Source organism: uncultured Psychroserpens sp., from assembly GCF_947501425.1.
Lineage (GTDB): Bacteria > Bacteroidota > Bacteroidia > Flavobacteriales > Flavobacteriaceae > Psychroserpens.
Window position 1 is genome coordinate 167,322 of sequence record NZ_CANMVN010000008.1, and the last position, 14,029, is coordinate 181,350.

Below are 14,029 nucleotides of genomic sequence, written 5' to 3' on the forward strand. Positions count from 1 at the left end.
CTAAGCTGAATTACGACTGGCGTTAATATTTCCGAAGAGTGAACGAGTGACAATCTTTTCGTAAATCTCAATTTCGCTTTTGTCTGCATCTCCTGATTTCTCAAGTTCCTGAACCTTTTTTAATGCGTACTGTTGAATGGTCAATAGCGGCAACACAATAGATTCCCGAACATTTATGGATGCCTTGCCTACTTGTTCATTTTCCATGAGTTCTTTGTAACCTGTAAGTTTAAGTAATAAACGTTTTGAGATTTCATATTCGGTGTAGATAAGGGTCCAAAATGCACCAAACTCTTTATCCTCTTGCATGTATTTTGTGAGGCTAAAAAAGGATTTAGACAATGACATCATACTATTTTCAACCAAGGTTTTAAAGAAACTCGAATTGTTATAAAGGTCTTTTACTTTATCGAATTCGCCTTTATCTTCATAATGCTTGAGTGCCGTTCCTACGCCAAAGAATCCTGGAACATTTTGTTTGAGCTGACTCCAACTCCCCACAAATGGAATGGCTCGTAAATCTTCAAAAACAAGTTTACTCGATTTTCCGCGTTTTGAAGGACGGCTCCCAATATTGGTTTTCGCATAATACTTTAGTGTACTCATCCGTTCCAGATATGGTAAGAACATAGGATGATTTTTAAAATCGACATAAGTCTTATAACTCAAATTAGCCAAGTTATCCATCACTTTTTTGTTCTCAGGCAACATAGCAAGGTTTTTATCATTCAATCGGTTTGAAATACCAGAACTGATCAATTGTTCCATATTGTATTGGGACGAATCCTCTGTTCCGAAATTTGAACTTATGGTTTGTCCTTGAATAGTTAGCTGAATTTCTTTGTCTTCAATAGTTGGACCAAGTGATGCATAAAACTGGTGCGTTTTTCCACCACCTCTGGCTGGCGGACCTCCTCTACCATCAAAAAAGATAACATCAATGCCATAGGCTCTTGACAATGCGGTAAGGGCTTCTTTTGCCCTAAAAATTGCCCAGTTTGCCATTAAATATCCTCCATCTTTTGTTCCATCACTAAAACCGAGCATAATGGTTTGCTTGTTACCTCGTTCTTCTAAATGCGCTCTGTAATTAGGATTTGTATAGAGGTCTTCCATCACTTGTGGAGAGGCTTCCAGATCTGTAACTGTTTCAAAAAGCGGTACGATATCTGCCGTAAGTTTATCATGAAATGCAACCACCTTGAGCATTGCAAACAATTGTAACACATTTAATGTTGTTTGATTATTACTGATAATATATCGATTACATGCAATTTCTCCATTTTCAATCTGAATAGCTTTCATAGCTTTAATGGTCTCCGTAATGTTTATGGCCATTTCATCTTTGAAGGTCATATCTCCAATAGATCCATCAATTTCAGATAAGAGTTTTAATTGTGTCTCTAATGGGAGCTCAAAATAGTTTTTAGGGAACAAATCACTTCCGTTTGCGATAAGCTCAGTCACCAAAGCACTAAACATTTTATCATGAACTCTACTATCCTGACGAATATCTAAACTAGCAAAATGGTAGCCAAAAAGTGTAGTTCGGTTTATTAAGGAGGTGATTTTATCAACATATAAAGATTGGTGCTCTTTAATTAATTGATCTCTAATGGCATTGAGTTCGCTTCTAAACTCTAAAAGTGATATTTGATTATCTTTATTGAGCAATGTATTATGTAGACTGTGATTAATTGTAATTATTTGAGAACGAATACCCTTAAACGTGAGTCGTCTACGTAAGTATTTAATATCTTTTATATATTTTTTGATAATTGATTCTTTGAGTTTTTTGGCTACATCTAAGGTTATTTGCGGTGTAACAAAAGGATTCCCATCTCTATCACCTCCAGGCCAGAAACCAATATTAATAATTGGATTATCAATTTCTCTGGCGTCAAAAATATTCTCCTGAACGTAGTCATAAATAGATCCAAAAGAATGGTAAAACACATTTTTTAGATACCAGATAAGATTTACAGCCTCATCATAAGGTGTTGGTTTGTGATCTTTAAAGAACGGGGTTTTTCCAAGTTGAGCCAATAGTTCGTTTATTTCAACAAGGTTATCGTCTTTGATAGCTTCGGCAAGATCAGTAATAATTCCCAGAACTGTTCCTGGATAGAATTGAGTTGGATGCGCTGTTAACACAATACGAACCTTAAACGACTCCAGATAGTCTTGAAGTAATTGCTTTTTATTCTCCGCTTCAGCGTTTTCTTTCAAACTTCTCAGTGTTCCAATACCTTCCATATTATGAACTATAGAAAATGCGGCATCTTCAACAGCATCAAACAAAACGACCTGACGTTCAATGTACTGTATAAAACGAAACAACAAATTGATCTGACTTTGCTTATTACGTCTGCCTTGATACTTTTTAAAGAACGTCTCCACTATAGTGGTTGGATCATCTCCTGATTCAAATCCATTCTTACAAGTTTCATGAAATAATGGAAGTAATACCACAGTTTTGGAAATGGTATCAAAAGGTAATGTCATAAAAATACTGTTATAGATACGGTATTTAGACAATACATTTTGTTTAAATCTAGTCAGTTTAGTTTGCGTTGGCATGATATCAATTATTTATATAAAAATACTAAAGGAAAAGCTGTTGAAGCAATTTATATGGTGTTTTTACGGAATTTTTAATCATAAAAAGAGTTCGTTATCAATCCGTCAATAAAATCGAAATTTAACTAGAAATTAATAGTAAAATTGTAAGAAAATATAGCGTTATATTGTATTTTTATGTTGATAACCTATTGCATTGCAGCTAATTCTGTTTTCATATTTTAATCTGTTTTGGATCAACCGTTGATTTTATCAAAATTCTATGCTATGAAAAAAATTAAATTAAACAGTATCAACTTCTGGTGTACCTCATTACTGTCTTGCCTTATGGTATTACAAATACCTGCTCAGGATTCTGAAGACCGCATTTTAGAGACGTATCAAACTTATTTCAGTGCACCAAGAGAAATTGCCTTTATTCATCTCAATAAGTCAACCCTTATCACAGGTGAAATGTTAGGCCTTACGGCCTATGTCTTAGAGCAATCCTCAAAAAAACGCTCCTTACTTACTACAAACTTGTATTGTACTATTAGTGACAAAAATGGAATCGTCATAAAAGAGAAGCTACTACTGGTTGAAAACGGTATTTCTTCTAATGTATTTAATATTGATAATTCATTTGCTTCAGGATATTACACTATCAAAGCATATACAAGCTGGATGAAAAACTTTAATGAACAGACTCACTTTCAGCAAACCATCAGAATAATTAATGAAGAAAAAGGCACTGAAATTGCAAGCGACATTGCCGGTAATGCAATTGATGTTCAACTATTGGGTGAAGGCGGACATTTACTTTATGATGTATTTAATACTGCTGGAGTGATAGCTAAAAACGACAAAGGACAAGGCTTGTCTATGGCAAATGTTAAGATATTAGATGCAAATGACGCAGTGATTAGTCAAACAACACTTAATCAATTTGGAATTGGGAAAACATTTTTCTTGCCCGAACGAGGTAAATCGTACTTTATTGAAGTCACCCACAATGGTAAAGCCATTAAAAAGCCAATAGATACTATAGATTCAAAAGGGTTAGTTTTTAGCATTAATGAAACACAAGATAATCTGGGTATTAGTATCAAAACTAATACTGCATCGATTTCTCAATTGAAAAACAAGGACTTTAAATTGGCCATTCATAATGGTTCCGATATAAAGTTATTACCAATAAAAATTCTAAATGAACGCGAAGATCTCTTAATTCCTTTAAAAGATCTCGAGAAAGGCATAAACATATTGACGCTTCTCGATCACAATAATAGTCCGATTCTTGAACGATTGTTTTTTAATTCCAAGGATATAACCATACCAGATATATCCATTTCAAAAATAAGAAAAGCACCCGATTCGTTGACCATCACATTAAACATAAAAAATATAAATCCTGAGGCATTTCACAACCTCAGTATTTCAACACTTCCGAATGGGACAAAAAGTTATAATAATCAACATAATATCTTATCTCATACGTATTTGCAACCCTACATCAAGACTCCAATTGAAAACGCCAGATATTATTTTAAAAACACTTCAAATGAAATCAAATATGATCTCGACTTGCTTCTACTTACTCAAGGATGGAGCAGTTATAATTGGCAAGGCATTTTCAATTCAACACCAATTCTAAAGCATAGTTTTGAACAAGGTATTGAAGTCGTTGCCAACTTAAATGAACGCTTAGAAGGCACATATTTAGTATATCCTTTAAGAAATAGTTCAACACAGGTGTTTCAGGTGAGTAAAGACAATGAGCGATTTATTCATAGAAAGGCATTGCCTGTAGATAGTGATAAATTAAAAGTAGGATACATCAATACTTTTAACACACCAAGCGCTCCAAAATTGTATCCGCAATTTTTTCCTTCAAAAATTCCTGATTTTGATAAAGAGTATAACGACATTTATATTCAAAATACGGTACTCAATAATGTTGAAGAGTTTCCAGTATTACAATCTAGCTGGGGCAAAACAGAAGAATTAAAAGAAGTGGTAGTTACCGCTGAAAAGGAACGCACGTATAGAGATGATCTAAAAGTGAGCTCAAACGGAACGAAACTCTTTAAAATTGGAGATTCTGATAAACAAACAGGAAAACCTTTATCCGCTTATTTACAATCAATAGGTATAAATGCTCGTTATGATAATCAGAATAAACTCTTCACAATTAACGGTCAAACGACATCAAGTGCCTTAATGGTATATTTGGATGATATCCCTCTTCAAAGTTTTGAAATCTTAAGCACGTTTAACATGGATTTGGTTGACAAAGTATCTTGGAATAAATATGGTGCCACTGGGTTACGTGGTTGGCTCGGTATTTTGAAGATTTACACGAGTCCGGGTTATTACTATAGAAATCAAGGGAAAATAAAAGTTACAACTGAATTTGATTTTCCTTTAACCTTTAGCAGAGCTAAGCGGTATTATACACCTGAATACAATAATTTTGATACTAACTTCTTTCGTGAATATGGTGTTATTGGCTGGTCACCAAATGTGATAATTGATAAAAAGGGAAAATTAACCTTCACAGTGGTAAATACTGGAACAGAACATATAGAGTTGTATATTGAAGGAATCATTAACGATGATATATTAGTTTCGAAAAAAGTTGACGTATCGTTTTAAACCTTAGAGAATTACTAATCTAAAGAACATTTAATCAACATAGCAAATGATATCACAAAATATATATAGTCACTCCATCTTAATTTTTTTAATTTCAATTGTTGGTTTGAATCTTAGTTACGCTCAAGAAAACAGTAATGACGACTATATTGTAGATGCTTTTAAAAGTTACTCTGAAGCGCCTCGTGAACTTATTTTTGCTCATCTTAATAAATCCACATATATCTACGGTGAAATGCTTGGTTTTACGGCATATGTCTTTGATAAATCATCAAAAAAGCGTTCTTCACTGACTACCAATTTATACTGTACTATTTCTGATCTTGAAGGGAATATCATCAAGAAAAAACTCATTCAAGTTAAAGACGGTATTGCATCTAATGTGTTTTACGTCGATGAGGGTTTAGCTGAAGGCACATTTATTTTTAAAGCTTACACCAACTGGATGCTTAACTTTGAAGAACAAAACCATTTTCAGCAAGTATTTAATGTGTTAAACGCCGATAAAGAAACCGAAATTGACAATCCTATTGTTGATAATAATATTGATATTCAAATCTTAGGTGAAGGCGGACATTTAATTTACAACACACTCAATACTGCTGGTGTAATCGTCAAAAACAAATACGGCAAAGGACTAAAGAATGCTAAAGTTCAAATAGTGGATGATACCGAACAGGTCGTCAACGAATTTAGACTCAATCAATTTGGTATCGCCAAAGTATTCTTAAATCCAGAATCAGATAGAACCTATTTTGTTAGAGTATTTCGTTATGATAACTATGATCAAATTGAAATTAAGAATATTAAACCCATTGGATTCAATGTCTCAATCAATGAACTTAAAGATAAACTCTCATTACAGTTTTCTACAAATGAAGCCTCTATGAATGTTTTAAAAGCCAAAACTTTTAATTTGGCAATTCATAACGGTGGAGAGATTAAAGTGATTCCCTTTACGATGACCGATCTTAAAAAAACAATGCTAATCCCTAGAGAAGAGTTGTTTTCAGGTATAAATATCTTTACTGTTTTTGATGAAAAAAATAGTCTTGTTCTTGAACGACTTGCTTTTAATCATATAAATCTTGAAACAACAACAACTATGCTTGTTTCAACTACTCCCAAAAAAGATTCTTTACTGGTTAAATTAAGAGTTGAAAACCACAAGCCTGAGAGCTTTCAGAATGTAAGTATATCTGTGTTACCTAAAGACACTAAAAGTTATAATCATCAATATGATATTATTTCTCAAATCTATCTACAACCCTATATTAAAACACCTATTGAAGATGCTGGGTATTATTTTAAAACCAATGATAGAAAAACGCGATATGATTTAGACAATATGTTGCTTACACAAGGATGGAGTTCGTATGATTGGACTAACATTTTTAATTTTGATAATGTGTACAAATATGATTTTGAACAAGGCATCACTGTCACTTCTAATATCAATGGCAAAACAAAGCCAGGCGTATACATTACATATCCTCTTGAAAATAGTTCGTCCCAATTATTTACTATTACTGAAAATGATAAAGTATTTGCTTCTAAGGGTTTTATTCCAGTTGACGATGAACGCTTTAAAGTAGGTTATATCAATAAGAAAAGTGAACCGAGAGCGCCTGCAGTTTATCCGCAATTTAACCCGTCCACATTTCCCGAGTTTAAACGGTTGTATCAATATAATCAACCTGATATTTCCGAATTGACTCCTGAAACTGTCATTCCAAAAACACCGAGTTCTTGGAGTGAAATTGAAAAACTAGATGAAATCTTAATAACTGCAAAAAAAGAGAAAACCAAACTCGAAAAACTTCAAGAGAAAAAAACCAAAGGAAAAATCTTTGAAATTAATGATATCGAAAGATTAAGAGCAACCCCTTTGCATGTGTATTTAAATCAAATTGGGTTTGTTTCTAGCTACGACTATCTAAATGGCGTATTTACTATTGTCAACCAAAGAGTAAAAACTGGAAATCCTGTTCCAGCTGTATATTTAGATGATGCCCTCATCCAACAAAGTGACTTTAGCATTCTATCTTTTATCACCATAGAAACTATTGATTACATTGACGTGGACTACTTTGGTATTGGCGGTGGCTTTGGAGGTCAACAAGCGGGTTTCATAAAAATATATACTACAGGAGAATTTTATGGAAGAAATGCAGGTAAAAACAATAGTGTTGCAGAGTTCGAATTTCCTTTAACCTTTGATTCTAAAAAAGAATTCTATACCCCAAAGTATCAGTTTTATAATACCACTTTCTTTAACGAATATGGAACTATCGACTGGAAACCGAAATTAAAAGTGGACGATAACGGCATGATTAAGTTTAAGATTGTAAACTCTGAAACTGAGCAAATCAAGCTTTTTATTAATGGTATTGTAAATGACAATGCATTGCTATCTGAAACGAAAACTATAATAACATCAAAAACGAATTAGCATTTTTCTACCATAGGACTTTAGTCTTTTGACAATACTTAAGTTTTTAAAAATCAATCAAATAGGAAGTATAAAAATCAAATTTTAACTAGAAATTAATAGTTGATTTGTAAGAAAATATAACGTTATGTTGTAAATTTATAGTTGAAAACCATCAAATTACGTTTTACAGGTGTAATTTAAAAAAAACGATTGTATGCCTACCAACTTTAATTTCAGAGCTACTCTTACCAACTATTGTTTTTTAATTATAATTCTAAGTGTATTTCATCTTAATGCTCAAGAGCCATCAAATGATGAATATATTGTAGATGCTTTTGAAAATTACTCTGAAGCGCCTCGTGAACTTATCTTTGTTCATCTTAATAAATCCACTTATATCAATGGTGAAATGCTTGGTTTTACCGCATATACCTTTGACAAATCATCAAAACAACGCTCATCGTTAACAACCAATTTGTACTGTACTATTTCTGATCTTGAAGGAAATATCATCAAGAAAAAACTCATTCAAGTTAAAGATGGCATCAGTTCTAATGTGTTTTACGTTGATGATGGTTTAGCTGAAGGCACATTTATTTTTAAGGCTTACACCAACTGGATGCTTAACTTTGAAGAACAAAACCATTTTCAGCAAGTCTTCAATGTACTTAATGCTGATAAAGAAACTGAAATTGATAATTCTATTGTCGATAATGATATCGACATACAAATTCTAGGTGAAGGCGGACATTTAATATACAACACACTCAATACTGCAGGTGTGATTGTAAAAAACAGGTTTGGGAAAGGATTAGGAAATGCTAGAGTCCAAATTCTCGATGACACAGAACAAGTGGTCAATGAGTTTAGACTCAATCAATTTGGCATTGCTAAAGCTTTTTTAAATCCAGAACCTGATCGTAAATATTATGTAAAAGTATTCAGAAATGATACGTTTGACATCACTGAAATCACTAACATCAAAGCCAATGGTTTCAATGTAACCATTAATGAAATTAAAGATAAATTTTCACTGCAGTTTTCAACTAATAATTCATCATTAGCTATTTTAAAAGACAAACGCTTTAACCTTGCTATTCATAATGGTGGAGATGTGAAGGTGATTCCTTTCAGCATGGTAGATTTGAAAAGATTATTGCTCATTCCAAAATCAGAGTTGTTTTCAGGAATAAATATTTTCACAGTGTTTGATGAAACGAATGCACCTATTTTAGAACGCCTTGTTTTTAACGATTTCAATGTTGAAAGAGCATCTGCAACTTTTATGTCCACAACACCAAAAAAAGACTCCTTGTTGATAAAGCTTAGAGTCGATAACCATGTGCCTGAAAGTTTTGAAAACATTAGTATTTCTGTTTTGCCTTCTGGCACTAAAAGCTATAATCATCAGCACAATATTCTATCTCAGATCTATTTACAGCCTTACATCAAAACACCTATACAAAATGCTGCTTATTATTTTAAAGCTAACGACAGAAAAACCAAATATGACTTAGATAATTTGCTGATTACGCAAGGATGGAGTTCTTACGATTGGACTACAATATTTAATTTCGACAATATTTATAAGTACAACTTTGAGCAAGGCATTACTATCACATCAAATATCAATGGAAAAACTAAACCAGGCATTTATATAGCGTATCCTCTTGAAAATAGTTCATCACAATTATTTACAATAACCGAAGATGATAAAGTCTTTTCTTCTAAAGGTTTTGTACCAATAGACAATGAGTTATTTAAAGTTGGATTTATCAATAATAAAAGTGAACCAAGAGCACCTGCTATTTATCCGCAATTCAGTCCATCCAAATTTCCAGAATTTAAAAGATTATATCAATACGCTGAACCCAATCTTTCTAAATTAACACCTGAGACTATTATTCCTAAAACACCAAGTTCATGGAGTGAAATTGAAAAATTGGATGAGATCTTATTAACTGCAAAAAAAGAGAAAACCAAACTTGAAAAACTCCAGGAAAAGAAAACAAGAGGTAAGATCTTTGAACTTGATGATAACGAAAGGTTAAGAGGAACGCCTTTGTATGTGTATTTGAATCAAATAGGTTTTTATGCAGACTACGACTTCCAGAACGGCATATTTACAATTACTAACCCTAGAGTAAAATGGGGTAATCCTGTACCACTTGTCTATTTAGATGGTGCACTCATACAAGAAAACAACTTTGAAGCCTTGTCGATACTCACCATAGAATCCATAGATTATATTGATGTGGAGTATTATGGCTTTGGTGGTGGAATTAGAGGTCAAGCTGGTTATATTAAAATTTACACGACTGGAGAATTTTATGGAAGAAATGGAGGAAAAAACAACAAGATTGCAGAATTTGAATTTCCACTCACGTTTGATTCTAAAAAGGAATTTTATACTCCAAAGTACCAATTTTACAATACCACATTCTTTACCGAATATGGAACTATTGACTGGAAACCTAATTTAAAAATTGACGAAAACGGGATACTCAGTTTCAAAATTTTCAATTCTGAAACTGAGGAAATTGATCTCTATATCAATGGTATTGTTAACGATAATTCATTACTATCTGAAACTATCATTTTAAAGGTATCTGATTCAAATTAAGTTTTAAAACTTTGTAATGTTTTAGAAGTTAGTCAGACCATTAACCTATGATAAAAACGTTTTCCGAATTTTCTACCAATGCCATTTTAAAAGTAGGTAACGAACAGTTGTTGTCTAAATTTTCCACCTCAAAACCCATTGGTTTGTACACGTTTATATGGGCAACCACGTCTTCAGTAAATGTAGTTGTAGATGGTGTTCCCCTAAGCTTGAAAGCCAATCAAATATTATCACTTACGGCTATTCAGTACTTTCAATTCCTTGAAGGAGAAGATGTTATCGTCTATCAATTTAACAGAGAGTTCTATTGCATCAAAGATCACGATAAAGAAGTGGGATGTGTCGGATTACTATTCTTCGGAAACGAGCATATTCCTGTGATCTCATTAGATTCATCTGAACAATATAAATTCAATATTTTACATGAAGTGTTTCTGGATGAATTAGAAACAACCGATACTATCCAAGCAGAAATGCTTCGTATGTTAATGGCCAGATTTATTATTAAAACAACACGCCTTTTAAAAGCAGATACAAGTCAGGTTATCACTTTTAAAGGTAAGAATGACACTCTAAGACATTTTAATTTGTTGGTTGAAACCCATTATAAAGAAGCACATAATGTGTCATTTTATGCTGACAAATTGAACAAATCTCCAAAAACACTTTCCAATAGTTTTGCCAAGTATGGCAAGAGTCCGTTACAAATCATACACGATCGTATCGTACTGGAAGCCAAACGTCAATTACTATACACTGATAAATCTTCAAAGGAAATTGCTTATGACATTGGTTTTGATGATGCCTCACATTTAAGTCGGTTATTTAAAAAACAGACTACTTTAACACCTTCCGAATTCAAAAGAAACGCTAAAATCTCTTTATAGGGAAAAATTGACATTTCAAAGGGAATTACTTCTATATATTGAACAGTTCCTCTATTGCATCTTTGTACTGTAAAATCAAAACACTTATAAAGATGAATTTAAAACACATATCTATTTTCAATTTAATTGAAATATTCAGATCCAGTCAAAAAAAGGTTATTCAAACCATAAGCCCAAAAACGCATTGTGAGCATCGACACATTCACGATTACTATTGTGATGCAGAAAAACCTCATATTAGTTAAGTTTATTAAGTAAAAAATATTCATAGGGAATAATTGACAATTCAAAAGGAAAAAACACCATTTCAAAACCATAACACGCATTGCATCTTTGCAGTGTAATAATTAATACAAATTAAAAACACATATTATGAACACATTTAATGTACCAACAAGAGAAAACGTAAGCGAAAATAACCAAGTTATTTTTGACAATTTAAACAAAGCTTTAGGATTTGTACCAAACCTATATGCAACCTATGCTAATAGTGACACTGCTTTAGAGAACTACCTTAACTTTTCAAACGCTAAAACATCATTATCCTCAAAAGAAAAAGAGGTTGTAAATCTGGCTGTAAGTCAAGTTAACAACTGTATTTATTGTTTATCTGCACACACAGCTATTGGAAAAATGAATGGTTTTAACGACGAGCAGATCTTAGAACTAAGATCAGGTAGAGCATCATTTGACACCAAATTAGATGCATTGGCAAGATTAGCCAGAAATATCACTGAAAATAGAGGAAATACAGACGAGAATGTATTGGATAATTACTTTAAAGCAGGTTATACTAAAGCCAATTTGATCGATACCATTTCTTTGGTTGGAGACAAGACCATATCCAATTACATTCATAGCACAACTAAAGTTCCTGTAGATTTTCCAGTGGCACCTTCATTAGAAGAAGCTTTCGTTTAAACTTAAATTAATAATCATAATAAAACACATAAATAAGATGAAAAAGATAGTTTCAATAGTCGTAATGGTTTTAGCATTTACATTAACTACAAATGCCCAAGATAAGATGATGAAATCAGATAAGATGGCGTCAAAAACTGTAAAAACCGTGTCTTTAGAGCAAACTAAAGGTGCATTTACGCAACAAGAATTGACATTAAAAGAAGGGTCTTATGTATTTGAGATCTTCAATAATAATGTTGGTCATCAAGTTGGATTTGTATTAGTTCCAAAAGGAAAAGATGCATCAAAAACTGAAAACCATATTTCAACTGCCTATGTCACAAAAGCAGTAGATAACAATGCTAAAGAAACCTCAAACGTTACTGTTTTAGAAAAAGGCGAATATGTGTATTTCTGTCCTCTGAATCCTACGCCTCAATATACCCTTATTGTAAAGTAAATTCTTAATTGATTGATAGCTAAAGCAGTTCTACACAATAGAGCTGCTTTTTTTTTATTGCTGTCAGCGTAATGTTAATGTTTTTATATCGACTTAAGAGTAGTACTGACATATTTTGTAACTTTATTGCTAAATTAAAAATTAAAAAGAAAAACAAATGAAACAAAAAACTACTCATACTATAGATTATGTTCCAAAAGCATTAGTTAGACACACTGTTCTTACTTTCATTTTTGCCTTAGCATATTCTACATTCTCTTTTGCTCAAGACTATGTACTAACTGGTGAAGGCTATGAAGCTATAGGTCCAGTTTGTGAATATTATCCCGCACCTAACCAAGAGCCATATTCTATACCAAATACAATTGTTAGAGCAAGAGAAGGTAATGAAACTAATGGCACTGAATGCTCTAACTTTATTGTAACTTATAACGGATTTACGCCTGAAGCGCAAGCTGCCTTTCAATACGCTGTGGATATTTGGGCAAATACACTAAGCTCAGATCAGCCTATTAGAGTTGATGCCACATTTGCACCTTTAGCTCCAGGAGTTTTAGGAAGTGCAGGACCTACTGGTTTTTTAACCATTTTTGGCCCAGGAGTTCCACCAAGTACAGTGTTTGCAAGAGCACTTGCTGAGTCTATAACCAATTCTAATTCAAATGGAATTGATCCTGATATTAATGCTAATTTTAGTAGTACAGCAAATTTTTATTTTGGTTTAGACGCTAATCCACCAGCTAATCAAATTGATTTTGTATCAGTTGTGTTGCATGAGCTTGGTCATGGTCTAGGTTTCTTTGGTTTTGCCAGTGCTAATGGTGCGAATACAGAGGGATCACTAAGAAACAGTGGTTTTGTACACATGTACAGTCAATTTGTAGAAAATGAAAACGCCACATCAATTTTAGACTTTACTGACCCTTCAGCAGAGTTATTAAATCAGTTTACTGGAGGTAATTTATTTAGTAATAGTCCACTTGCTACTGCAGCAAATGGAGGAACCATACCAGAAATTTGGGCGCCACCTACTTTTAATGGAGCTTCAAGTTATAGCCATTGGGATGAGATTGTTTTTAATGCACTTAATCCAAATGCCTTAATGACACCACAAATTGGACAAGGTCAGGCCATACATGATCCTGGAGCAATTACAATTGGTCTTTTTGAAGATATGGGATGGGTTATTTGTCCGTCACTTAGCGTGGAAGAGTTTACACTAGAAAGCTTAGAAGTCACTCCTAATCCTTTTATTGATACTATTAGAATCACATTACCAGGAAACTATAACGATAGTGATTTCAATATTGCTGTATTTGATGTCAATGGAAGACAAGTATTTGATAAAGATGTATCTAGTATCAATAGAATAATTGATGTCAATTTATCTCAGCTCAATGCCTCTATCTATTTTATGACCTTAGAAGATGCTAATACAGGATTAACAGTTACTAAAAAGATTGTTAGACAATAAATTTAACAGCATATACATATTAAAAAAACCTACG

8 protein-coding genes are annotated in these 14,029 nt (G+C 32.9%); 7 read left to right on the forward strand and 1 reads right to left on the reverse strand.

All coding sequences use genetic code 11. The annotated features are described in order from the left end of the window. Positions 1-2,580, reverse strand: a complete 2,580-nt coding sequence (locus Q0951_RS13470) for a phosphoenolpyruvate carboxylase (RefSeq protein WP_299337751.1) — start codon at positions 2,578-2,580, stop codon at positions 1-3. 267 nt (positions 2,581-2,847) lie between these two features. Between Q0951_RS13470 and Q0951_RS13475 the strand changes: the two genes are divergently transcribed. From Q0951_RS13475 to Q0951_RS13505, 7 genes are all read left to right on the forward strand, one after another. Beyond that, complete coding sequence (locus Q0951_RS13475) at positions 2,848-5,214, forward strand: hypothetical protein (RefSeq protein WP_299337754.1); 2,367 nt, start codon at positions 2,848-2,850, stop codon at positions 5,212-5,214. 106 nt (positions 5,215-5,320) lie between these two features. After that, positions 5,321-7,666 carry a hypothetical protein gene (locus tag Q0951_RS13480; protein ID WP_299337756.1) on the forward strand — a complete coding sequence of 782 codons (2,346 nt, stop codon included), beginning with the start codon at positions 5,321-5,323 and terminating at the stop codon, positions 7,664-7,666. Positions 7,667-7,862: 196 nt separating this feature from the next. Beyond that, positions 7,863-10,271: a hypothetical protein gene (locus tag Q0951_RS13485; protein WP_299337759.1), complete on the forward strand. Its 2,409-nt coding sequence runs from the start codon at positions 7,863-7,865 to the stop codon at positions 10,269-10,271. 47 nt (positions 10,272-10,318) lie between these two features. Further along, a complete protein-coding gene (locus Q0951_RS13490) occupies positions 10,319-11,158 on the forward strand; it encodes an AraC family transcriptional regulator (RefSeq protein ID WP_299337762.1) in 840 nt (279 codons plus the stop codon). 372 nt (positions 11,159-11,530) lie between these two features. After that, on the forward strand, positions 11,531-12,079 hold the full coding sequence (locus Q0951_RS13495) for a carboxymuconolactone decarboxylase family protein (RefSeq protein WP_299337765.1): 549 nt from the start codon (positions 11,531-11,533) through the stop codon (positions 12,077-12,079). 37 nt (positions 12,080-12,116) lie between these two features. Further along, on the forward strand, positions 12,117-12,521 hold the full coding sequence (locus tag Q0951_RS13500; RefSeq protein WP_299337768.1) for a cupredoxin domain-containing protein: 405 nt from the start codon (positions 12,117-12,119) through the stop codon (positions 12,519-12,521). 157 nt (positions 12,522-12,678) lie between these two features. Then, positions 12,679-13,995 (forward strand): T9SS type A sorting domain-containing protein, encoded by a 1,317-nt coding sequence (locus Q0951_RS13505; RefSeq protein WP_299337770.1) that lies wholly within the window; start codon positions 12,679-12,681, stop codon positions 13,993-13,995. Positions 13,996-14,029 lie beyond the last annotated feature (34 nt).